The following is a 22,683-nucleotide window of genomic DNA, read 5'->3' as shown; positions in this document are numbered from 1 at the left end:
AACTAAGGAGACAACGCATGGTTTTTGGGCGGGGCAAGAAAGCCAAGAAGCAGGAATCTGCAGAGCCGGAGGACGTCCAGGATGACGTCACCCCGGGTGCTGCCGGGAATGCCGCGGACCGCCGCAGGGCCAACGGCCCATTCGACGTCTCCGAGGTCAGCAGCCGCGACGGCTATGTGGACCTCGGCGCCCTGCTCATTGCCCCGCGCGACGGACTGCAGCTCCGGCTCGAAGTTGAGGAAGCAACCCAGCGCGTCGTTGCCGTGACCATGGACCTTGAGGGGTCGAGCCTGCAGCTGCAGGCATTTGCCGCGCCCCGGTCCGAAGGGCTCTGGGACGAGATCCGGGAGCAGCTCGGACAGTCTGTCGGTGGCCAGGGCGGCCAGGTTGAGGAGATCCCGGGGGAGTACGGCGTCGAACTCGTGGCCAAGCTGCCGGCGGGCGCTCCGGACGGCAGCCAGGGTTACCGCGCCGCCCGCTTCATCGGCGTCGACGGCCCCCGCTGGTTCCTTCGCGGCGTTTTCGGCGGCGAGGCCGCGCTGGACCGCGAAGCAGCCGCCGGCCTCGAGGACCTGTTCCGGAAAATCGTCGTCATCAGGGGCGAGAACCCCATGCCGCCACGCGAACTGCTGCAGCTGCGCCTGCCCAAGGACGCCGCCGGGCCCGTGCCCCCTGCAGAGCCGGACTTCGAGCAGCCCGAGCGCGGGCCGGAGATCACGCAGATTGGTTGATGCAGGCGGCCCGCAGGACCACGCGGTACCCATCCGCGGGCTGCCGGAGCGCGGGCGCGTCCTGTGCCACGGATTTATCGAGTCGGTAACCTACGCGCCCCCGTCGCAGGTGGCAGCCTTCACGGCCATCGTCTCGGACCACGACACCCCGGTCAGGGAACGGCGCGGGCGGCTGCGGGTCATCTGGCTGGGCCGCCGCCGCATTCCAGGGATTGACGCGGGGACGGAACTCCAACTCGAAGGCATGCTGACCGTAAAAGAGGGCATGCCCACCATGTTCAACCCACGCTATGAGATACTTTCCCGCCAGGAGAACCAATGACTTTGCCTGAGAACCCCGATTCGGGGCCGGGCCGCGAAGAGCCCAAGCCCGCGCCCGAGACCCCGGGTTTTGCGGGACTGGCCGAGGACTACGCGTCCAGGGCAGGGCTGCACCGCACCCACGACGGCCGCATCGACGTGCTCAAGAGCGCCGGCGGTTACCAGGGAATCGCTGAGAGCATCATGCCCGGCCTGGTCTTCCTGGTCGCCTTCACCGCCACCAGTGCCCTGACGCCGTCGCTCATTGCTGCGTTGGGCACCGCCGCCGTTTTCACGGTGGTGCGGCTCGTGCAGCGCCGTCCGCTGACCCAGGCACTGGCCGGCATCGTCGGCGTGGGCATCTCCGCGTGGCTCGCCAACACCACCGGCAAGGCCGAAAACTTTTATCTTCCCGGATTCCTGACCAACGCGGCCTACATCGTTGCGATGGTCATCTCCATCGCCGTCCGCTGGCCGATCGCGGGCCTGTTGTTCGGGTTCATCCGGAACGAAGGCCTAGATTGGCGCAAGGACCCGGCCCGGGTGCGCGCCTACCGGCTGGGCACGTGGATCATCGTCGGCGTGCTGCTGCTGCGCCTGCTGGTGCAGGTTCCCCTGTACCTGATGGGTCCGGATGGGCTGGCGGCATTGGCCACCACCAGGCTCATCATGGGAGCGCCGCTGTACATCCTCGGTGTGTGGCTCGCCTGGCTCATCACCCGGCCCGCGGCAACGCCTGACGGTCAGCCGTCGAAGCCGTCGTCATCCAGCTGATCTGACCGGCCCAGCTGATCTGACCGGCCCAGCTGATCTGCAGTTGCCGGCGCCGCCGCTGCGCCGTCCTGCCCCTCACCGGAACCGTTCCCCTCACCTGAACCGTTCCCCTCACCTGAACCCGGTCCCTCACTGGGCGCGTTCTCTTCGCCGGAGCCGGGTGACAGGAGCTCGCGCAGCTGGTCTTCGGCCGCGATGGTGGTGACGAAAAACAGCTCGTCGCCGCCGTCAATGACATCGTCCCGGCTGGGCGTGATCGGTGCCTGGTCCCGCAGGATGGCCACCAGCGTGGAGTCCTCCGGCCAGTCGATGTCGCCCACCGTTAGCCCGATGGCGTGGGAGTCATGCGGCACCGTGAACTCGACGATGGACGAGACACCTGTCTGCAGGGTCAGCAGCCGGACAAGGTCGCCGATCTCAACGGCTTCCTCGACGAGGGCCGTCATGAGCTGGGGCGTGTTCACGGCAACGTCCACGCCCCAGGAGTCATTGAACATCCAGTCGTTCTTCGGGTTGTTCACGCGCCCAACAGTGCGTCCGATGCCGAACTCGGTCTTGGCCAGCAGCGAGACGACGAGGTTCACCTTGTCATCGCCTGTGGCGGAAACCACCACGTCCGCGTCCTCGAGCTTCGCGTCCTGCAGGGTGCTCAGCTCACAGGCGTCGCCCACCAGCCAGTGCGCGCCGCGCAGGCCGCTGCGCCCGATCACTTCGGGCTTCAGGTCGATCAACAGGATCTCGTGTTTGTGGGCCAGCAGCTCACGGGCAATCGAGGAGCCGACGCTTCCGGCCCCGACGATGACGACTTTCACTTAGGACTCCTTGGCGGGGGCTTTGGCGAGGATGTGGGCGACTTCGGACGTGCGGTCCGCCCGCAGCATGGCGTGCACGCTATCGCCGTCCTGGTAGGACGTGCCCGCGGCGGGCAGCATCCCCTCGCCGAACCTGGTCAGGTAGGCGACCCGGACGTCGGCCACCTTTTCGATGGAGGAGACCGGATGGCCCACCCATTCCGGGTGGAGGTCGAGTTCGGCGAGCACGAGGCGGCCGGACGGATCGCGGAAGTCCCCGGCGAGGTGCTGTTCGGGAAGGATGCGGCGCAGGACCTGATCGGCGCTCCAGCGCACCGCGGCCACCGTGGGGATGCCCAGCCGCTGGTAGATCTCGGCGCGGCCGGGATCGTAGATGCGGGCCACGACGTGCGGCACGTGGAATGTCTCGCGCGCCACCCTGGTCGCCAGGATATTGGAGTTGTCGCCGCTGGAGACCGCCGCAAACGCATAGGCGTCCGCAACGCCTGCCTGCTTCAGGGTGTCGCGGTCAAAGCCGACGCCGGTGACTTTCCGGCCTGTGAAGCCCGAGCGGAGGCGGCGGAAGGCGCGATCGTCCTGGTCGATGATGGCCACCGAATGGCCGGCATCCTCGAGCGTGTGCGCCAACGTGGCCCCGACGCGCCCACAACCCATGATCACGAAGTGCGCCACGCGTTCTCTCCTCAACTCTCGCCGACTGCTCCGTAAGACTCTACCGCCGGAAACCTGCCATGACATCGCGTGCGAATCAGACTAACTTTGTGTGGTGCTGACAATTCTGAATGCCGCGAAGCGCGTGCTGGTGGGGAGGCCCTTCAGGAACGACAGGATGGCCCACACGCTCCTGCCGAAGAGGATCGCGCTGCCCATCTTCGCCTCGGATGCACTGTCCTCCGTTGCCTACGCCCCCGATGAGATTCTCCTCACGCTGGCTTTGGCCGGCGTGAGCGCCGTGGCATTCTCCCCGCTCGTGGGCCTCGCCGTCATGGTGGTCCTGCTGACCGTCGTGGCCTCCTACCGCCAGAACGTCCACGCCTACCCCTCAGGCGGAGGCGACTACGAGATCGCCAACGAGAACCTGGGCAAGTACGCCGGACTGACCGTGGCGTCAGCTCTGCTCGTGGACTACGTGCTCACCGTTGCCGTGTCCATGTCGTCCGCGGCCGCCTACCTCACCACCGCCATCCCGTCACTCCATGGGCAGCAGGCGTTAATCGCCACGATCGGCGTGGTGATCCTGGCGCTGGTCAACCTGCGCGGCATCAAGGAAGCAGGCAGCGTTTTCGCGGTGCCGACGTACATCTTCATGGCATCCATCCTGGGCATGACCGCCGTCGGCATCTTCCAGGCCGTCACCGGCCAGCTGGGCCGGGCGCCGTCGGCTGCATTCGAGATCGTGCCCGCCGCCGGTTTCGACGAAGGCCTCGTCGGACTGGCGGGCGCATTCCTGCTGCTGCGGGCTTTCTCATCGGGTGCCGCCGCCCTGACAGGTGTGGAAGCCATCAGCAACGGGGTGCCGAACTTCCAGAAGCCCAAGAGCAAGAACGCGGCCAGCACGCTGCTGCTGCTCGGAATCATCGCCTCAGCCATGCTGGCAGGCATCATCTACCTGGCCAACGCCACCAAAGTGCACATCGTGCTCGATCCGGCCAAGGAGTTCCTGCTCAACGGGCAGCCGCTGCCCGGGGGCTACATCCAGAACCCGGCCATCAGCCAGATCGCGCAGACCATCTTCGGTGCCGGCTCCATTCCGTTCTACATAGTGGTCGCCGCAACGGGCGTCATCCTCGTCTTTGCCTCCAACACGGCCTTCAACGGCTTCCCGGTGCTGGGCTCCATCCTCGCCCAGGACGGGTACCTGCCCCGGCAGCTGCGCACCCGCGGCGACAGGCTCGCCTTCAGCAACGGTGTGCTTGCCCTGGCGGCCGGCGCCCTGGTCCTGATCCTGTCGTTCAACGCGGACGTCACCAAGCTCATCCAGCTGTACATCGTCGGCGTTTTCATCTCGTTTACGGCAAGCCAGCTGGGCATGGTCCGGCACTGGGGCCGCGAGCTGAAACTGGCGAAGGACAAGGCCCTCCGGCGCCGGATCATTAAATCCCGCACCATTAACATGATCGGCTTCGGCATGACCGCGCTGGTGCTGGTGATCGTGCTCATCACCAAGTTTGAGCAGGGCGCCTGGATTGCCCTGCTGGCCATGTTCGTCCTGTTCCTCATCATGTGGAGCATCCGCGCCCACTACGACAACGTGGCCAAGGAACTGGCGGTCGACGAGGATTCCTCGCCGCGGGCACTACCCACGCGCGTGCACGCGGTGCTGCTGGTGTCCCACGTCCGCAAGCCGGTGCTCCGCGCCCTGGCGTATGCCCGGGCCTCCCGGCCGTCGCGGCTGGACGCCATCACGGTGGACATCAACGCCGAGGAAACAGCGCACACGCTCGCCGATTGGGAGAAACTGGAGATTCCGGTTCCGCTGACCATCCTCGCCAGTCCTTACCGCGAGACGGTCACGCCGATCATGGACTACATCAAAAACATGCGCCGGGACTCGCCCCGGGACCTGATCGTTGTCTACATCCCCGAGTATGTGGTGGGCAAATGGTGGGAGCAGCTGGTGCACAACCAGACAGCCCTCCGCATCAAAACCCGGCTCCACTTCGAGCCGGGCGTCATGGTTGCCAGCGTCCCCTGGCAGCTCAAATCATCCGAAGAAGCCAAGAGACTGCAGGACATTCAATGAGCCCGGACACCCAGACCACCTCCACCGGACTCGAACTGGTGGTCGACGTCGGCCCCGTCGCCCACGGCGGACACTGCGTTGCCCGCCATGAGGGCCGCGTCGTCTTCGTCCGCCACGGCATCCCGGGGGAGCGGGTGCGGGTCCGGCTCACCGACGCCGAAGAGAAGGCCAAGTTCTGGCGCGCGGACGTTGTGGAAGTCCTCGATGCTTCGCCGGACCGGGTGCCGCACTTCTGGCGGACCGCCGATTCCGCACGCTCCTGGGCGCACGGGCGCCCACCGGTCGGGGGCGCTGAACTTGGCCACGTGTCGCTGCCGCGCCAGCGGAGCCTCAAATCGGAGGTGCTGGCCGAACAGCTCAGCCGGCTGGCCGGCGTCGAACTCTCCCCGGAGGTGGAAGCGGTCGGACAAGCGGCAAAAGCCGATGACGCCGCACCAGCGGACGGTGCCGGAAAGACGGACGACGGCGGGGCCGGCCTTGCGTGGCGCACGCGCGCCAGCTTTGGCGTCACGCAGAGCGGCCGGCTCGGGATGCACGCCCACCGCTCCGACCAGGTGATTCCCGTACAGGAGATGCCGCTGGCCGTGGACGGCATCAACGCCCTGCGGCTTTGGGATGTGGACCTTCAGGGCATCGAGCGGGTGGAGGTGGCCGCGCCCGCCAACGGCTCGCGGCCGCTCGTGCTGCTCGCCCCCGCCCCCGGGACCCGCGCCAAACGGCTGAACTCCATCCTGGCCCAGCTCCCCGCGGACGTGTCCGTGGCCAGTTACGATCCACTCAAAAATGAGACCCTGCAGCTCCGCGGCCGAACCTGGGTGCAGGAATCTGCGGTCGGCCACGACTACCGGGTCACGGGTGCGGGTTTCTGGCAGATCCACCGCGACGCGCCGGAAACCCTTGTGGGGGCCGTCACCGGATTCCTGCATGAGGGCGGGTTCCTCGAACCAGGCGCCGCGGTGGCGGACCTCTACGCCGGAGCGGGGTTGTTCACGGCGCCGCTGGCCGACGCGGTGGGGGAGACCGGATCCGTCCTGTCGGTGGAGGGTGCCCCGGGCACCAGTCGGGACGCCCGGAAGAACCTGCACGGTGCACCGCAGGTGGAGATCGTGCAGGGCAAGGTGGAGCGGGTGCTCCGCCAGCGGCCCCGCCAGTTCGACGCCCTCATTCTCGACCCGCCGCGCGCCGGTGCGGGCAAGGCCGTGGTCAGCCAGCTGATTGCCTCAAGCCCCCGCGCCATCGCCTATGTGTCCTGCGACCCGTCGTCGTTCGCACGAGACATTGGTTACTTCCAGGAGGGCGGCTGGCAGTTGGCCGGACTGCGGGCCTTCGACCTTTACCCGCACACGCACCACCTGGAGACAGTCGCACTGCTGACTCCGCGCGGCTGATGTGGCTAGGATGGGCGTAGTAGTCCCACGTCGCGCGCCGTATTCTCGGCTGACCCCATGCTCTTTGTGTATGACCTTGTACTAGTTAGGAGAGCCTAACTAGCAAGCGGTCAACCGCGCGACAAAGATGAAACTGTTGCGAGAGGAGTCCTGCGATGAGCACTGTGGACAGCTTCGGTTCAAAAGGCAAACTTAATGTAGCCGGAACCGAATACGAAATTTTCCGGTTGAACTCCGTTGAAGGTTCAGAAAACCTTCCGTTCAGCCTCAAGGTATTGCTTGAAAACCTGTTGAGGACCGAGGACGGCGCGAACATCACGGCCGATCACGTCCGCGCCCTGGCAGGATGGGACCCTAATGCCCAGCCCGACACCGAAATCCAGTTCACGCCTGCCCGCGTGATCATGCAGGACTTCACTGGTGTTCCCTGCGTGGTGGACCTTGCCACCATGCGCGAGGCAGTGAAGGAGCTCGGCGGCGATCCAAAGAGGGTGAACCCGCTTGCTCCGGCCGAGATGGTCATTGACCACTCCGTCCAGATCGATGTCTTCGGTAACTCCGGCGCACTGGAGCGCAACATGGAGATCGAATACCAGCGCAATGGTGAGCGCTACCAGTTCCTGCGCTGGGGCCAGACCGCGTTCGACGACTTCAAGGTTGTCCCGCCGGGAACCGGCATCGTGCACCAGGTCAACATCGAATACCTGGCGCGCACCGTGATGACCCGCGAAGTGGACGGCGCGGTTCGTGCCTACCCGGACACCTGTGTCGGCACCGACTCCCACACCACCATGGTCAACGGCCTGGGCGTGCTGGGCTGGGGCGTTGGCGGCATCGAGGCCGAGGCCGCGATGCTGGGCCAGCCCGTTTCCATGCTGATCCCGCGCGTCGTGGGCTTTAAGCTGACCGGTTCCATCCCGGCCGGCGCCACCGCCACCGACGTCGTCCTCACCATCACCGAGCAGCTGCGCAAGCACGGTGTTGTGGGCAAGTTCGTGGAGTTCTACGGCGAAGGCGTGGCGGCAGTGCCGCTGGCCAACCGCGCCACCATCGGCAACATGAGCCCGGAGTTCGGTTCCACGGCCGCCATGTTCCCGATCGACGACGTCACCCTCGACTACCTGCGCCTCACCGGCCGCTCCGAGGAAAACGTTGCCCTGGTTGAGTCCTACGCGAAGGAACAGGGCCTCTGGCACGATCCTTCCCGAGAGATCAAGTTCTCCGAGTACCTCGAACTGGACCTCTCCACCGTGGTTCCGTCGATCGCCGGCCCGAAGCGTCCCCAGGACCGCATCGAGCTGACTGAGGCCAAGGACGAGTTCCGCCACGACCTGAAGAACTACGTCACCCACGACGCCGACGCCGGCTCCCTGGACGAGTCGCTGGAGGAAAGCTTCCCGGCTTCCGACCCGCCCTCGTTCACCACCGGTGCCACCCACGTGACCGACAGTGACCGCATGCCGCCGAAGTACTCCGCCGCTCACGGCGCCGAAGGCCGCACCTCCAGCCCCGTCGCCGTGAAGATGGAAGACGGCCGCGAGTTCGACCTGGACCACGGAGCGGTGACCATCGCGTCGATCACCTCGTGCACCAACACGTCCAACCCCTCGGTCATGCTTGCCGCCGCCGTCCTGGCACGCAACGCCGTGAACAAGGGCCTCACCGCCAAGCCGTGGGTCAAGACCTCGGTCGCCCCTGGTTCCAAGGTGGTCACGGACTACTACGAGAAGTCGGGCCTTACCCCGTACCTGGAGAAGCTGGGCTTCTACATCGTGGGCTACGGCTGCGCCACCTGCATCGGCAACTCCGGCCCGCTGGAAGCCGAGATCTCCGAGGCCATCCAGTCCAACGACCTCGCCGTCAGCGCAGTGCTCTCCGGTAACCGCAACTTCGAAGGCCGCATCAACCCGGACGTCAAGATGAACTACTTGGCCTCCCCGCCGCTGGTCATCGCCTACGCCCTGGCCGGTTCCATGGACTTCGACTTCGACACCGACGCCCTGGGCAAGGACGAAGCAGGCAACGACGTTTTCCTCAAGGACATCTGGCCCAACCCGGTCGAGGTCCAGGAAGTTATCGACTCCTCTATCGACAAGGAGATGTTCGCCAAGGGCTACGAAGGCGTCTTCGAGGGCGACGACCGCTGGAAGGCGCTCGACACCCCCGCCGGCGACACCTTCGCCTGGGATGAGAAGTCCACGTACGTCCGGAAGCCCCCGTACTTCGAGGGCATGAAGGCCCAGCCGGAGCCCGTCCAGGACATCACCGGTGCCCGCGTGCTGCTCAAGCTTGGCGACTCCGTTACCACGGACCACATCTCCCCGGCCGGTTCGTTCAAGTCCGACACCCCTGCCGGCCAGTACCTGCTGGCCAACGGCGTGGAGCGCAAGGACTTCAACTCCTACGGCTCGCGCCGTGGCAACCACGAGGTCATGATCCGCGGCACGTTCGCGAACATCCGCATCAAGAACCAGCTCCTCGACGGCGTGGAGGGCGGCTTTACCCGCGACTTCACCCAGGCTGGCGGCCCGCAGGCCTACGTCTACGACGCCGCGCAGAACTACCAGGCAGCCGGCACCCCGCTGGTGGTCCTGGCCGGCAAGGAGTACGGCTCCGGTTCGTCCCGTGACTGGGCAGCCAAGGGCACGGCACTGCTGGGCGTCAAGGCCGTCGTCGCCGAGAGCTACGAGCGCATCCACCGCTCCAACCTCATCGGCATGGGCGTCCTGCCGCTGCAGTTCCCGGCCGGCGAGTCCGCTGCCACGCTGGGCCTGACGGGCACGGAAACCTTCGCTGTGGAGGGCGTCACCGCCCTGAACGAAGGCACCACGCCCAAGACCCTCAAGGTCACCGCCACCGCTGAGGACGGCTCGACCAAGTCCTTCGACGCAGTGCTCCGCATCGACACCCCGGGTGAAGCGGACTACTACCGCAACGGCGGCATCCTGCAGTACGTTCTGCGCCAGATCTCCGCTAACTAGCGGGATTCAGCCGGGCCAGCCCCGGTAAGCAGTGCGAAGAGGCCCCGGCCGGTCAGCAGACCGGCCGGGGCCTCTGCCTTGCTGTTTGCGCTGCCTCATGCGCTTGCGCGGAGGCGTTAGAGTTAATAGGCATGTCTACCAGCCGAAGGAGGGGCCGTTGGGAATCTTGGAGACCATCCGGAATCCGCAGGACCTGAGCAAGTTGTCCGCGGCGCAGCTGGACCAGCTCGCCGCCGAGGTCAGGGAATTCCTGATCGGCAACGTCTCCCAGACGGGAGGGCACCTGGGTCCCAACCTCGGCGTCGTCGAACTGACCATGGCGGTGCACCGGATCTTCGATTCGCCCCGCGACAGCATCGTCTTTGACACCGGCCACCAGTCATACGTGCACAAGCTCCTCACCGGACGGCACGACTTCAGCACGCTCCGCCAGCAGGGCGGCCTTTCCGGCTATCCGGACCGCGGCGAGTCGGAGCACGACATCGTCGAAAGCTCCCACGCTTCGTCCTCGCTGTCCTGGGCCGACGGGATTTCCCGTGCCCGGCAGCTGACCGGTGACGGCGACCGGTACGTCGTCGCTGTCGTCGGAGACGGCGCGCTCACCGGCGGCATGGCCTGGGAAGCCATCAACAACATCGCGGCAGACAAAAAGCGCCGCGTCGTGATTGTCGTGAACGACAACGGCCGCTCCTACGCCCCCACGGTCGGCGGCTTTGCCGACTACCTGGCGTCCCTGCGTCCTACCATCGACTCCCTTCGCACCGCCCCCGCCTACGAGGTCGCCCTGGACTGGTGGAAGAAAAAGCTCCAGAACGGTGGCCCTGTGGGCCAGTTCACTTACAAGAGCCTGCACGCCATGAAAAAGGGCATCAAGGACTGGTGGGCGCCGCAGGGCATGTTCGAGGACCTCGGCATGAAGTACATCGGCCCGGTGGACGGCCATAACCTGCAGGCCATGGAACACGCCCTGTCCACCGCCAAGAATTACGCCGGCCCGGTCATCGTGCACGCCATGACCGAAAAGGGCCACGGATACGCGCCGGCCCGGGCGCATGAAGCGGACCAGTTCCACGCCGTCGGGATCATCGACCCCGAGACGGGCGAGCCCGCCCAGGCCGGCGGCGCCAAGTCCTGGACGTCGGTCTTTGCCGACGAAATCGCGGACATCGCGGACGAACGCAAGGACATTGTCGGCATCACCGGTGCCATGCTCATCCCGGTGGGGCTGCACAAATTCGCGGCACGGCACCCGGAACGCGTGTTCGACGTCGGCATCGCCGAGCAGCACGCGCTCACCTCCGCGGCCGGCATGGCTTTCGGCGGGCTCCACCCGGTGGTGGCCGTCTACGCCACCTTCCTCAATAGAGCCTTCGACCAGCTGCTGATGGACGTCGCCCTGCACAAGGCCGGCGTGACCGTTGTCCTGGACCGCGCCGGCGTCACTGGCCCCGACGGTCCAAGCCACCACGGAATGTGGGACATGGCCATGGTCCAGATCGTTCCCGGGCTCCACCTGGCGGCGCCGCGCGACGCCTCGCGGCTGCGCGAAGAGCTCCGCGAAGCCGTCGCCATCGAGGACGCCCCCACCGTCATCCGCTACTCCAAGGGAACTGTCGGCGCGGAGGTCGAGGCCATCGAACGGCTGGCCGACGGCGTGGACGTGCTGTCCCGCCGCCCGGCCGGCTCCACCGAGAACGATGTCCTGATCGTCAGCGTGGGCGCCATGTCCGAGCTGGCCCTGAACGTCGCCAACCGGCTGGGCGCCCAGGGCATCAGCTCCACAGTCGTGGACCCGCGCTGGGTCCTTCCGGTGCGGAAGTCGATCATCGCCCTGGCCGCCAGGCACCGTTTGGTCATCTGCATCGAGGATGGCGTCCGGGCCGGGGGAGTCGGATCCCGGATCCGCCAGGAGATGCGCGCCGCGGGTGTGGACACTGCCCTGAACGAGGTTGGCCTGCCTGTCGAATTCCTGGACCACGGCACGCGGAGCGAGGTGCTGGAGCGCGTGGGCCTCACCGCCCAGCAGATCACCCACGACGTCGTTGCCCAGGTCCTCGGGACCAAGGTTCCGTTCGCCCGTCCGCTGCCCGGCCAGGAACACCCCACCACCGGAAGCCTGCCCAAACTGTGAGGGAGCCCGATTCCCTGCAGCCAGGGGAACTGGTGGTGTCCCGCAACCGCAAATGGGACGGCTCGGCACATTGGGTGGTGCCCGGCAGGTACCTCGGCGAGGACCAGCACGGCTGGTGGATCTTCCAGCCGGCCAACGAGTTCTGTTCCCGGCCCGGCGCCGCCTTCTACACCGCGTCCGATGCCGTGCTCCTGGTTCCGCGGACCGGCGAGTTCGTGGTCACCTTCTACGACGAGACCTACCCCGGCGACTTCCGCGTCTACGTCGACCTGGCCACCGGCCACCAGTGGCGCAGGATCCAGCCGAGCGTCACTGAATTCCACATCATCGACATGGACCTCGACGTGATCCGTTCGGTGCAGCGCGGCGTGTTCGTCGACGACGAGGACGAATTCGCCGAGCACCGGCTCCGCATGGAGTACCCTGAGACGCTGGTGCACGCCATGCAGGCCGAGTGTGATGCACTGTTCCTTGCCGTTAAGGGCCAGGAGGCTCCGTTTGACGGCACCGACAGTAGCTGGTTTATGAGAGGACGGGCATGAGCGGAATTATCCGGGTCTACAAGCGCGACGACGAAGGGGCGCTGCTGTTCCGGGAAGCCTGGTACGACGAGGACTATAGCCAGTTCGTCATGAACCATGGCGCCGTGGGGCACCAGAGCAAGACCCAGGAAACCGATGTGCCGGACGCCGAGGCAGCCGAGCGCCTGATGGACGCCTTCGGGGCGGCCTGCTCCGAGGACGGCTACGCCGAGATTCCGGACGAGGAACAGTACTGGGTAGTGGCGCAGTACGCGCTCAAGACCCGGGAGGGCACCAGCCGCGACCGCTACCTGGAGGAAAAGGCGAAGGACGCACTCTCCGGCCACCTGGCCTGGCGCGGCCTGGGCATCGTGGACCGGTCGGAATTCAGCGACGGCAAGCTCAACATCTTCTGCCTCTGCCCGGACGTGAACAAGGCCGTGAACGCGATCAAGGTCTGCATCCGCGGCGAGGACCTGGACTTCACCAAGTTGAGCATTGGAGCCGCCCCGTTCAGCGACCCCTCGGCCCTCAAGCTCAAGCACTCACCCAAGCAGGTGGCCAGCTTCACCCTCTAAAGCAGTTCAAGCACCTTAACGCAGTCAGCACCAGGAAGGCAGAACGTCATGACAAAGAAGTCAGCCCAGCCGGGACGCACGCCGCTTCCGCGGGGCCTCGCCTCGCCCGACCGCAGAATCCTCGCCCACTCCGGCGTCGAGTCCCTTGAGCAGCTGGCGCAGTTCGGCCGGCGGCAGCTGGCGGCGCTGCCGGGCATCTGCCCGCGGACCCTGGCCCAGCTCCAGGACGCGCTGGAGGAGCACGGCCTGGAGTTCGCCACCGCCTGAGGGGTTCCTCGAGGAGGCGGGCGGAAAGCGGTCCGGAACGTGGGCAGCGAGAGCTGCCGCCGGGGCCGTTATAGGGTGATCCCATGACTGAATACCGCCGTCTTGGAAAATCCGGACTGACCGTCTCCGTCGTGGGCCTAGGCTGCAACAACCTCGGCCGGGCAAACACGGTGACTGAATCGCAGGAGGGGACGGACGCCGTCGTGCATGCCGCCCTCGACGCCGGGGTGACGCTCTTCGACGTCGCCGACACCTACGGCCGCGAACCGGGGCTCAGCGAAACGATGCTCGGCAGGGCCCTGGGGGCCAGGCGGGACGACGTCGTGGTGGCCACCAAGTTCGGCATGGACATGCGCGGGGCCAACGGCGAGGACTTCGGCGCCCGCGGTTCGCGCCGCTATGTCATCCGCGCCGCGGAGGCCTCCTTGCGCAGGCTGGGCACTGACTACATCGACCTGTACCAGTTCCACACGCCGGACCCCCTGACGCCGATCGAGGAGACCCTCGACGCGCTGAACGACCTCGTCACCAGCGGCAAGGTGCGCTACATCGGCCACTCGAACCGTGCCGGCTGGCAGATTGCCGAGGCTGAATTTGTGGCCCGCGGCCGCGGTGGAGCCCGGTTTGTGTCCGCGCAGAACCACTACAACCTCCTGGACCGCCGCGCCGAGCAGGAAGTCACTCCGGCGGCCGAAGCCTACGGGCTGGGTGTGCTGCCTTACTTCCCCCTGGCTAATGGCCTGCTGACCGGCAAGTACGCGCAGGACCAGGCGCCGGAAGGTTCACGCCTCAGCCACACACGCACGAACCTGGTGCACGACGCCGACTGGCAGCAGCTGAAGGCGTTCAGCGCCTTCGCCGCCGCCCGCGACCTGACCGAGGTGCAGGTGGCGTTCTCCTGGCTTGCCGCGCAGCCGTCGGTCAGCAGCGTCATTGCTGGCGCCACGCGTCCGGAGCAGGTCCGGCAGAATGCCGGGGCGGTGGCCTGGGTGCCGGACCGGGCCGAACTGGACGAACTGGATGCCATCTTCCCGCAGACCCCCAAGGTGGCCCTGTTCTGATGCCGTCCATCCTCATGGATGTTGACACCGGGATCGACGACGCCCTCGCGCTGGTCTACCTGCTGTCCCGGCCGGAGGTTCGGATCGAGGCCATCACCTGCACGGCGGGCAATGTGGGTGCCCGCCAGGTGGCACTGAACAACCTCGCCCTGCTGGAACTCTGCGGCCGGGCCGGTATTGAGGTTGCCGTGGGCGCGAAGGTGCCGCTGGAGATCCCGCTGGTCACCACCGAGGAGACCCACGGCCCGCAGGGGATCGGCTATGCCGAGCTCCCGCCGCCGCAGCAGGGAATCTCACCGCGGCATGCCGTCGACGTCTGGGTTGAAACGGCCCGGGCCCGCCCGGGTAAGGTCACCGGGCTCATCACCGGGCCCTTGACGAACTTCGCGCTGGCGCTGCGGGCGGAACCAGATTTGCCCACGCTGCTCAAGGGGCTGGTCATCATGGGCGGCTGCTTCAACTACCAGGGCAACACCACACCGACCGCTGAGTGGAACGTTTCGGTGGACCCGCACGCGGCCGCGGAAGTCTTCGCCGCCTACAGCGGCCTCCCGGAGGACAGCCTTCCGGTGGTGTGCGCCCTCGAGACCACGGAACGCATCGAGCTGCGGCCCGAGCACCTGCAGCGGCTCGCCGAGGCCGCCGGAGCCGAACCCGAACTCGTGCTGCCCGAACAGCCGGAAGGCCAGCGCAGCGGCTCGGGCAACCCGCTTGTGGCGTGCCTCTCGGATGCTATCCGCTTCTACATGGAGTTCCACCGGCTCTACGACCAGGGCTACATCGCGCACATGCATGACGCGTTCGCCGCAGCTGCGGCGATCGGACGTACTCCGTTCGGCACGCGGCCGGCCACCGTGCACGTCGAGACGGAATCGCCCCGTCTGGTGGGGACCACCGTTGCCGACTTCCGGGGCATCTGGAAGGAGCCGTTCAATGCCAGGATCGTCACTTCAAACGATCCCGAACAGTGCTTCGGCGAACTGATCTCCTCGGTGGGCAGGCTGGCTGCGGCAGTGGGCCATCGGCCCCTCTCTCCGGACCGTAGCTAGCCGTGCCCGCGGGTCGGTAGGATGGTAGCCGCGCCAAGGTGACATAGGCGCTGGCTTCCGCGCACGCGGAAGATCACGCCGCGGGTGCGGAACCCGCCGTTTTCAGCCTAAGGATCCACCATGTCACAGCAGTCGCTTACGCTTCCTCCCACGGACCGGAAAGCCGTCCGCCGCCGGAGGCTCCTCGAACTGCTCGGCGCCGCTGCCATCGCCGCCACCTTCATCTTCCTGGTCCTCACACAGCCGGCCGACATTGCGGGCGGGCTCGGCAGCGTTTCCTCGCTCGTCGCGCTGGGCGGCTTCCTCCTTGGCGCCCTGCTGCTGATCGTGGGCGTGCTCCCCACCCTGCCCACGTCCACCGTGGTGCTCATTCCGGTGGCCCTCGTCCTGAACATCGTGCTGGGACAGCTCATGGGCACCAGCGGCCTGCCGTTCTACCTCGACTCCATCGGCACCGTGCTCATCGCCGTCCTGGCCGGACCCGCGGCCGGCGCCGCCACCGGTGCCCTGAGCAGCATCGTGTGGTCGTTCTTCAACCCGACGGTCCTGCCCTTCGCGGCCGGCGCCGCGCTGATCGGCTTCCTGGCCGGCGTCGCCGCACGGTACGGGCTGTTCCGCCGGTTCTACCTGGCCCCGATTGCCGGCTTCGTCACCGGCATCATCGCCGGGGTGGTGTCCGCGCCTATCGCCGCGTTCGTCTTCGGCGGCACCTCCGGGGCGGGCACCGGTGCCATCGTCAGTGCCTTCCGCGCCATGGGCGACACGCTGCTGGCCGCCATCACCAAGCAGGCCCTGATCTCGGATCCCATGGACAAGGCCATCGTCTTCGCCATCGCCGCCATGCTGGTCTACGCCCTGCCGCGGCGCACCACGTTCCAGTTCCCTTTCGTCCGCCGCTTCCGCGTCCTGGCCGGCAAGGAGCCGGCCGCGCGGAATTCCTGAGCCCGGAACCTTTGGTCAGGTGGCCGCACGCCTCAATCCGTTGACTTCGCTGACGGCCGCCGCCGCAGTTTTGGTCATTACGACGGCGGCCTCCAGTTGGGCGGTATCCCTCACGGTGGCAGTCGGCGCAGTGCTGCTTTCCGCCGCCGCGGGCATCGTGCGGCGGGTTGTCCTGGCCGCGGCCGCCGTCGTTGTGCCGTTCTGGCTTTCGCTGCTGGTGATCCACGGCCTCTTCTTCCCGGAGGGGCGCACCGTGCTAACCAGCTGGGGCCCTGCCCGGGTCACGGCCGAGGGGCTGACCTACGCCCTGGAAATGGGGCTCCGCACCGCGGCCTTCGTCCTGGTGCTGATGGTGTTTTCCTTCAGCGTCAGAATCCCTGAGCTGGTCGCCGCCTTGGCGGCCCGCCGTGTTCCGCCGCAGGTCGGGTATGTGCTGGCCTCCACACTCCTTCTTGCCCCGCTGGTGGCCGCGCGGCTGGAAAAGGTCCGCCAGGCGCAGGAGTCGCGAGGACTCGTGGTGGGACGGGGGATCGGCAGCCGGGTTGCGGCCATCCGGCTGCAGATGGTTCCGCTGGTGCTGGGCCTGGTTCACGACGCCGGCATTCGGGCACAGTCCCTCGACGCGAGGGGGTTCAGGAGTACGGGTCCCCGGACCAGCTACACGGAGGTCCGCGATTCAGCCGGGCAGGCGGCCTTCCGTGTTTTTGCGATCCTGCTCGCTGTGGCGGCGGTGGTCTGGCGCATCGCCGAATCCCTGCCGGCCGGGTCACTGTCCGCCTTCCCTCAGTTCGTGGGCGGCGCGTGATGATCGCGGACAGGACTGCCGCAACCACGCTGCTGGCCTCCGTCGCCTCATTTTCGTACCACGGCGATCCCGGCCCCGCGCTTCGCGGCGTGGAGGTAGCAGCCTCGCCCGGCACGCTGACGGCGGTGGTCGGCGGATCCGGCAGCGGCAAGTCAACGCTGGGACGCATCCTTGGTGCCTGGCTGCTCGGCGGCCGGGACGGAACGCTGGCGGGAAGCCTACAGCTGGAGGTCGCCGGGCATCCGGAGGGCAGCAGCCCGCTCCGCTTTGCCGGAGCGCCCGATGATCCGCGGATTGACCCGGGGGCGTGGGCGCGGCACGTCGGCTACGTCCCTCAGGACGCCGCCTCGATGCTGTCGGCGGTCCGCGGAACCGTGGAGGAGGAGCTCGCCTTCAGCCTGGAAAACCGGGGTGTTCTCCGCGCCGATATGATGCTGACCGTCGCCGATATTGCCCGCCGGACCGGACTCGACGGGCTCCTGCGGCGGGATCCCGCAACGCTGTCCGGCGGCGAGCTCCGCCGTTTGGCCGTGGGCTGCGCGGTGGTGGACGGTCCCGGCGTCCTGATTCTCGACGAGCCGCTCGAGTCCCTCGACCAGGCAGGTATCCGGACCGTTGTGGAGCTGGTCCATGCGGAGCTGGCCCGGGGGACCGCCATTGTGGTGCTGAGCCAGCACGCCGACGCGCTGACCCGCGCGGCGGAGCGCTGGCTGGTACTGAAGGATGGGCAGGAGACGGCCGCGGGACAGCCCGTCCGGATTCTTGAGGGAGGCGCGCTGGCCGAATCCGGCGTCGTCATTACGTCCCCTGAGCAGCATCCTGATCCGACTCCGGCCCCGCCTCCGGTGTTGACGCTTCCCGTGGCGGGGGCTGCAGTTGGAGCCACTGCCGCTAGAACTCAAGCGGCTTTGGAGTTGTCAGGTGTGGCCTTCGGGTTCGGGGGACGGACCCGCAACGCGCCTACGGACGAAAGCCTGCTTCTGGAGGACGTGGACCTGCAGGTGATGCCTGGGGAAATCGTGGCCATTACCGGGCCCAACGGTGCCGGCAAGTCCACGTTGCTCCGGCTCCTCAACGGCCTCCACCGGCCGCTTCGAGGTGACGTCCGCGTGGCGGACGAGTCCATTGCCGGTGTACCTACAGGGCAGGTGGCCCGCCGCCTGGGGCTCCTCTTCCAACACCCGCATGACCAGCTGTTCGAGCGCACGGTGCTGCGCGAGGTGCTGTTCGGGCTGGACCGCATCTTCGGCACCGCGGCGCCGGAACGCGCCAAAGCAGCCTTGGCCGCCGTCGGCCTTGGGGACAGCGGAAACGCCCACCCCCATGAGCTGCCGGCGTCAGGCCAGCGGCTGCTGGCCCTTGCCACAGTCCTGACGCGTGAACCGTCCGTGCTCGCGCTGGATGAACCCACGGTGGCCCTGGACGCCCGTGGCCTGGAGCGGCTCACGGCCGCCGTGTCAGCAGCAGCCGGCCGCGGCGCCGCCGTCGTGATGGTCACGCACGACCTCAGGTTCGCCACGACGCACGCGCACCGGCTGCTCAGGCTGGAGGGCGGCCGGCTTCGTCGGTTATGACCGCGCCTCGAGCCGCCGTGGCCGGTGTCAGGAACGGGATGCCACTCCCGGCGGCAGGAAGCGCCTGCCGTTGACGCGCTCCGAGGCTCCCACCCTGTCGAGGTAGGGGGTGATGCCGCCCAGGAACATCGGCCAGCCGGCGCCCAGGACCATGCACAGGTCGATGTCCTCGGGCCCGGCCACCACGCCCTCTTCGAGCATCAGCCCGATTTCCTCGGCCAGCGCGTCCTGCGTCCGGCGCAGCACGTCCTCTGCGGTTGACGGAGTGCTGCCGAAGGACATCAGGGCAGAGGTGGCGGCCGGAATCTCCCGCGCTCCGTCCGCTGTCGTGGACCACAGGGATCTGATCTTGTTGTCGACGAGTTTCTGCAGGTTCTGCGAAACCGGGAAGCGGTCGCCGAAGGCCGCATGGAGGGATTCCTGTACGTGCTGGGCAACGGGCAATCCCACCATGGCGAGGAGGGTGAACGGCGTCATGGGAAGGCCCATGGGGCGCAGCGCGGCGTCCGCAACGTCGGCTGGCGTTCCCTCGTCGAAGGCGGCTGTGACTTCGCCCATGAGCCGCAGCAGGATGCGGTTAACCACGAATGCGGGGGCGTCCTTGACCAGGACGGCGGTCTTTTTCAGGCCCCTGGCGAGTTCGAAGGCGGTGGCGAGCACGGCGTCGTCCGTCTTGGGCGCCCGGACAATTTCGAGCAGCGGCATGACGCCCACGGGATTGAAGAAGTGGAAGCCCACGAGGCGCTCGGGATACCGCAGGTCCGCGGCCATGGCGGTCACGGACAGTGAGGAGGTGTTTGTGGCCAGGATGCACTCCGGTGAGACGATGGCCTCGAGCTCGGCGAACACCTGCTTCTTGACGTTGAGTTCCTCGAACACCGCCTCAATGACGAAGTCGGCGTCCGCGAACGGCTCCTTGGAAACGGATCCTGTGACGAGCGCCTTGGCCTGGGTGGCTGCGTAGGCGCTGAGCCGGTCTTTCGCCACCAGCTTGTCCACTTCGTTGTGGACGTAGCCAACGCCCTTGTCCACCCGCTCCTGGTCGATATCGGTCAGGACCACGGGCACGCCGAGCTGGCGCGCGAACAGCAGGGCGAGCTGGCTGGCCATGAGGCCGGCGCCCACCACGCCGATCTTCGTGACGGGCCGGGCGAGCTCGCGGCCGGGGGCGCCGGCGGGCCGCTTGGCCCGTTTCTGCACGAGGTCCAGGAAGGCATAGACGGTGGCACGGAACTCGTCGGTCTGCATGAGGCTGGCCAGCGTTTCGCATTCGAGCGCGGCGGACTCCGCCTGTGTCATGGTGCGGTTCGCCGCCATGATGTTCAACACCTCAGCCGGTGCAGGGGAGGCATTGGATGTTTTGGTTTCGACGTAGGCGCGGCCGGCGGCCACGGCGTCCGCCCAGCGGGCGGCAACAGCAGGGTCGGTGGGATCGACGGCGGCGGGCCGCTCCGGTACTGCTCCCGAAACTGCGGTGCCGGCGACAACACGCGCAGCCCAGGCGACGGACTGCTCGAGGAAATGTTCCGCCTCGAACAGCGCATCCGCGATGCCCAGTTTGAAGGCTTCCGGGCCGGACAGGGTGCGGTTGTTGTTCAGCGCGTTCTCGATCATCACCTTCACCGCGTTCTCCGGCCCAATCAGCCGCGGCAGAAGGTATACGCCGCCCCACCCGGGCACCAGCCCGAGGAAGGCCTCCGGAAGAGCCAGAGCTCCCGCGCCGGTGGACACGGTGCGGTAGGCGGACTGCAGGGCTATTTCCAGTCCGCCGCCAAGGGCCACTCCGTTGATGAAGGCGAAGCTGGGAACGCCGAGGCTGGCCAGCATGGCGTAGACCTCGTGGCCCAGTTGGGCCATCCACAGGCCATGCTCCCGCTGCTGCAGCTTCGTGACCGCGGACAGGTCTGCCCCGGCAACGAAGAAGTTCGGCTTGCCCGTCACGGCTACGGCCGCGATCTCGCCCGCGGCGGCCCGCTCGCGCAGCCCTTCGAGGACGGTGCCGAGTTCAACGAGGGTGTTGGGGCCAAGCGTCGTGGGTTTGGAAGGACCCAGCCCGTTGTCCAAGGTGATCAGGGCCAAGACGCCCGGGCTGGGGTGGCCTTCTACGGCAGGGAGTTCGATGTCCTGCACCGAGGAATGAGTGATCGCCTCATCCGGAAAGAGATCGGCAAGCTTGCGGAAATTTGCGGCGCTCATTCTGTGGCTCCTCATTGGGACGGGCATGCCTCGGCCGGACAGCCGGTACTGGGCATCAGTAAACTCAACGTTACTTGTGAGTAACTTTGGCTGCAACCGGCGCCGAGGTTGTCTGTGGGGACACGCCCCACATGCCTGATGGCGGCCACGCTTTTGAGGCGGGTGGCTCCTTAGGCTGCTGTGGATGATGACCAGTAGGGCCAAGGATCCGCTGGCAGGAGTGGTTCAACGCCGTCGAGGGCCACAGGGCAGTCAATATCGTCAAAGTCGTCGGGAGGTTCTGAAGGCTCGGGGCACTCGTAGCCGCCCAGGGCCGAGTAGCGGTCCAACCCGTTGAACCGGTCCGGCACGTCCGGACGATCCGGCAGCTCCGGCCAGTCCTCACCGGGTGACAGTTCCGGCAAGTCTTGGGCGGGTGGTGGTTCTGGCCAGCTGGGTGGTTCCCAGTCCTGGTGCTCGGCCGGATAGGACCGGCCCGACGGCGAAATCCAGCCGGGCGGTGCGTCCCGGGTGGCGCTGACCGGTCTCCACGCCGTGGTGTGTTTCAGTCTGTGGTGTTTCGGGCAGGGCTGGCCGAGATTGGCGACGCCGGTACCGCCGCCGTCGGCCCAGGCCAGGATGTGGTCGGCGTCGTTGTCCAGGGAGTGGTTGTTGCAGTTGGGGAATGTGCACTTCGCGTCGCGGAGCCGCAACCACTGGCGCATCGGCTTCGTCAGCCGGTAGCTGGTGCGTCCGATCTCCAACGGTGCCCCGTCTCGCGGATCGGTCAGCACCCGGCGGAATGATGTTGCGCCGTCGGCGACGAGCCGGCGGGCCATGGACGGCGGGATCGGCCCGTACCCGTCGAGTGTTGCCGGCTCATCGGACAGGCCGAGTAGCGAGAACACCGGAACGGTGACCAGGACCTGCGCCTTGGGAGACGGCACCTCACCGACCGGCACAGAGTCTGCGGGAACCGACTCTGCGGCCGGGCCGTCAACCGGGTGGCCCGCTGTGAGCAGCCACGTGGCGAAGGCGTCGACCCGGAGCTGGGTCAGGGTCCGGGACTCGGTGGGGCCCTGCATGGCGCGCGCGGCGGCGGTGGTACCGTTCCAGATCCCGGCGGCCTGGTCCGCGGGCAGATACGCCGAGAACCAGGCCATGCCGTCCCGGTCCGGAACGAACTCCAGCCGCCGGTCCTTCGCACTCTTGGCGTGCCGGGCTTCGATGCTGACCGGGTGGTGCCGTTCCCGCCAATACCGTGCCTTGGCCCGGAACCTGCCCGGGGTCAGCTCCCCCGCCGGGCAACCCCGCGCGTACCCGGGCGCGTCCGGGTCCAGGAAGTGCGCCTCGAAGCCCGCGGCTGCTTCCGGATCCAGCCCGTCCGTTTCGTCGCACATGATGCGCGCGTGCTGCCAGGAGATAGTCCCTGAGTCCAGCGCGGCGAGCGTCAACGGCAGATCCCTGGTGAGTTTGGCGGATTCAACCAGCAACCGCTCCGCCGACCCTTCACTGACGGTCAGTGCGCCAGCCAGCTCAGCAGTCACCGACATCCGCCGGACGGTGCGGTCCTGCGCGGACGTGCCAAGCGGAGTCATGGCCTCCTCCGCTCCCGCGTAACCGGCGGCCAGGTTCACCTTCACCGCCGCCAGCCGCGCCTCCATCCTGGCCACCCCAGCAAGACCGTCCAGGCACGCCTCCGCCTGATCCCCCAACTGATCCGCCTCATCCTGCAACGAACCCGCGCCGGCCGGACCCGGATCGCCCGCCCTGCGGAGCTCAGCAGCCAGCGCAAGTGCCGAGGCACCGATGGCCTCCAACGTCTTCGCAACTGCCTCGTTATCCATACCC

19 protein-coding genes are annotated in these 22,683 nt (G+C 67.3%); 15 read left to right on the top strand and 4 right to left on the bottom strand.

Going from position 1 to position 22,683, the window contains the following annotated elements; translation table 11 throughout:
• Positions 1–17: 17 nt before the first annotated feature.
• The 3 genes from G9E11_RS04850 to G9E11_RS04840 are packed head-to-tail and all read left to right on the top strand — an operon-like array spanning position 18 to position 1,805.
• Complete coding sequence (locus G9E11_RS04850) at positions 18–731, top strand: DUF3710 domain-containing protein (RefSeq protein WP_190603315.1); 714 nt, start codon at positions 18–20, stop codon at positions 729–731.
• A complete protein-coding gene (locus G9E11_RS04845; protein ID WP_190603314.1) occupies positions 724–1,053 on the top strand; it encodes an OB-fold nucleic acid binding domain-containing protein in 330 nt (109 codons plus the stop codon). The genes G9E11_RS04850 and G9E11_RS04845 overlap by 8 nt, the downstream gene beginning before the upstream one ends.
• Positions 1,050–1,805 carry a DUF3159 domain-containing protein gene (locus tag G9E11_RS04840; protein WP_190603313.1) on the top strand — a complete coding sequence of 252 codons (756 nt, stop codon included), beginning with the start codon at positions 1,050–1,052 and terminating at the stop codon, positions 1,803–1,805. The genes G9E11_RS04845 and G9E11_RS04840 overlap by 4 nt, the downstream gene beginning before the upstream one ends.
• Here the strand turns inward: G9E11_RS04840 and G9E11_RS04835 are convergent.
• Together G9E11_RS04835 and G9E11_RS04830 are read right to left on the bottom strand one after the other, a co-directional pair.
• A complete protein-coding gene (locus G9E11_RS04835; protein WP_311764294.1) occupies positions 1,775–2,617 on the bottom strand; it encodes a potassium channel family protein in 843 nt (280 codons plus the stop codon). The genes G9E11_RS04840 and G9E11_RS04835 overlap by 31 nt on opposite strands.
• A complete protein-coding gene (locus G9E11_RS04830; protein WP_111903489.1) occupies positions 2,618–3,289 on the bottom strand; it encodes a potassium channel family protein in 672 nt (223 codons plus the stop codon).
• Between the two features lie 94 nt (positions 3,290–3,383).
• Here G9E11_RS04830 and G9E11_RS04825 point away from each other — a divergent pair, with 94 nt between their 5' ends.
• The 12 genes from G9E11_RS04825 to G9E11_RS04770 all read left to right on the top strand — a co-directional run bounded on the left by G9E11_RS04825 (position 3,384) and on the right by G9E11_RS04770 (position 18,657).
• A complete protein-coding gene (locus G9E11_RS04825) occupies positions 3,384–5,360 on the top strand; it encodes an APC family permease (RefSeq protein ID WP_311764293.1) in 1,977 nt (658 codons plus the stop codon).
• Complete coding sequence (locus tag G9E11_RS04820) at positions 5,357–6,748, top strand: class I SAM-dependent RNA methyltransferase (protein ID WP_190603312.1); 1,392 nt, start codon at positions 5,357–5,359, stop codon at positions 6,746–6,748. The genes G9E11_RS04825 and G9E11_RS04820 overlap by 4 nt, the downstream gene beginning before the upstream one ends.
• A gap of 155 nt (positions 6,749–6,903) precedes the next feature.
• On the top strand, positions 6,904–9,729 hold the full coding sequence (locus G9E11_RS04815) for an aconitate hydratase (RefSeq protein ID WP_190603311.1): 2,826 nt from the start codon (positions 6,904–6,906) through the stop codon (positions 9,727–9,729).
• Positions 9,730–9,886: 157 nt separating this feature from the next.
• Positions 9,887–11,860, top strand: a complete 1,974-nt coding sequence (dxs, locus tag G9E11_RS04810) for a 1-deoxy-D-xylulose-5-phosphate synthase (RefSeq protein WP_190603310.1) — start codon at positions 9,887–9,889, stop codon at positions 11,858–11,860.
• On the top strand, positions 11,857–12,402 hold the full coding sequence (locus G9E11_RS04805; protein WP_190603309.1) for a DUF402 domain-containing protein: 546 nt from the start codon (positions 11,857–11,859) through the stop codon (positions 12,400–12,402). The genes dxs and G9E11_RS04805 overlap by 4 nt, the downstream gene beginning before the upstream one ends.
• Positions 12,399–12,959 (top strand): hypothetical protein, encoded by a 561-nt coding sequence (locus tag G9E11_RS04800; protein WP_190603308.1) that lies wholly within the window; start codon positions 12,399–12,401, stop codon positions 12,957–12,959. The genes G9E11_RS04805 and G9E11_RS04800 overlap by 4 nt, the downstream gene beginning before the upstream one ends.
• Positions 12,960–13,007: 48 nt before the next feature.
• Positions 13,008–13,226, top strand: a complete 219-nt coding sequence (locus tag G9E11_RS04795; protein ID WP_190603306.1) for a helix-hairpin-helix domain-containing protein — start codon at positions 13,008–13,010, stop codon at positions 13,224–13,226.
• 83 nt (positions 13,227–13,309) lie between these two features.
• Entirely contained in the window at positions 13,310–14,287 is a 978-nt protein-coding gene (locus G9E11_RS04790) for an aldo/keto reductase (protein WP_190603305.1), read from the top strand.
• Positions 14,287–15,336, top strand: coding sequence for a nucleoside hydrolase (locus G9E11_RS04785; RefSeq protein ID WP_190603304.1), 1,050 nt, complete (start codon positions 14,287–14,289; stop codon positions 15,334–15,336). The genes G9E11_RS04790 and G9E11_RS04785 overlap by 1 nt, the downstream gene beginning before the upstream one ends.
• Positions 15,337–15,456: 120 nt before the next feature.
• Positions 15,457–16,278 (top strand): ECF transporter S component, encoded by an 822-nt coding sequence (locus G9E11_RS04780; RefSeq protein WP_190603303.1) that lies wholly within the window; start codon positions 15,457–15,459, stop codon positions 16,276–16,278.
• A gap of 19 nt (positions 16,279–16,297) precedes the next feature.
• Positions 16,298–17,083, top strand: a complete 786-nt coding sequence (locus G9E11_RS04775; protein ID WP_190603302.1) for an energy-coupling factor transporter transmembrane component T family protein — start codon at positions 16,298–16,300, stop codon at positions 17,081–17,083.
• A complete protein-coding gene (locus tag G9E11_RS04770; RefSeq protein WP_190603652.1) occupies positions 17,083–18,657 on the top strand; it encodes an ABC transporter ATP-binding protein in 1,575 nt (524 codons plus the stop codon). Before G9E11_RS04775 ends, G9E11_RS04770 begins: the two co-directional genes overlap by 1 nt.
• 27 nt (positions 18,658–18,684) lie before the next feature.
• Here the strand turns inward: G9E11_RS04770 and G9E11_RS04765 are convergent, their stop codons facing one another.
• Together G9E11_RS04765 and G9E11_RS04760 are read right to left on the bottom strand one after the other, a co-directional pair.
• Positions 18,685–20,853, bottom strand: coding sequence for a 3-hydroxyacyl-CoA dehydrogenase NAD-binding domain-containing protein (locus G9E11_RS04765; protein WP_190603301.1), 2,169 nt, complete (start codon positions 20,851–20,853; stop codon positions 18,685–18,687).
• A gap of 170 nt (positions 20,854–21,023) precedes the next feature.
• Entirely contained in the window at positions 21,024–22,679 is a 1,656-nt protein-coding gene (locus G9E11_RS04760) for an HNH endonuclease signature motif containing protein (RefSeq protein WP_190603300.1), read from the bottom strand.
• Positions 22,680–22,683: the final 4 nt, after the last annotated feature.

The sequence above is a fragment of the Arthrobacter ipis genome (genome assembly GCF_014694315.1).
Classification (GTDB): Bacteria; Actinomycetota; Actinomycetes; order Actinomycetales; family Micrococcaceae; genus Arthrobacter; species Arthrobacter ipis.
Note: the sequence above shows the minus strand (reverse complement) of the source record. Positions and strands in the feature narration are given on the sequence as shown.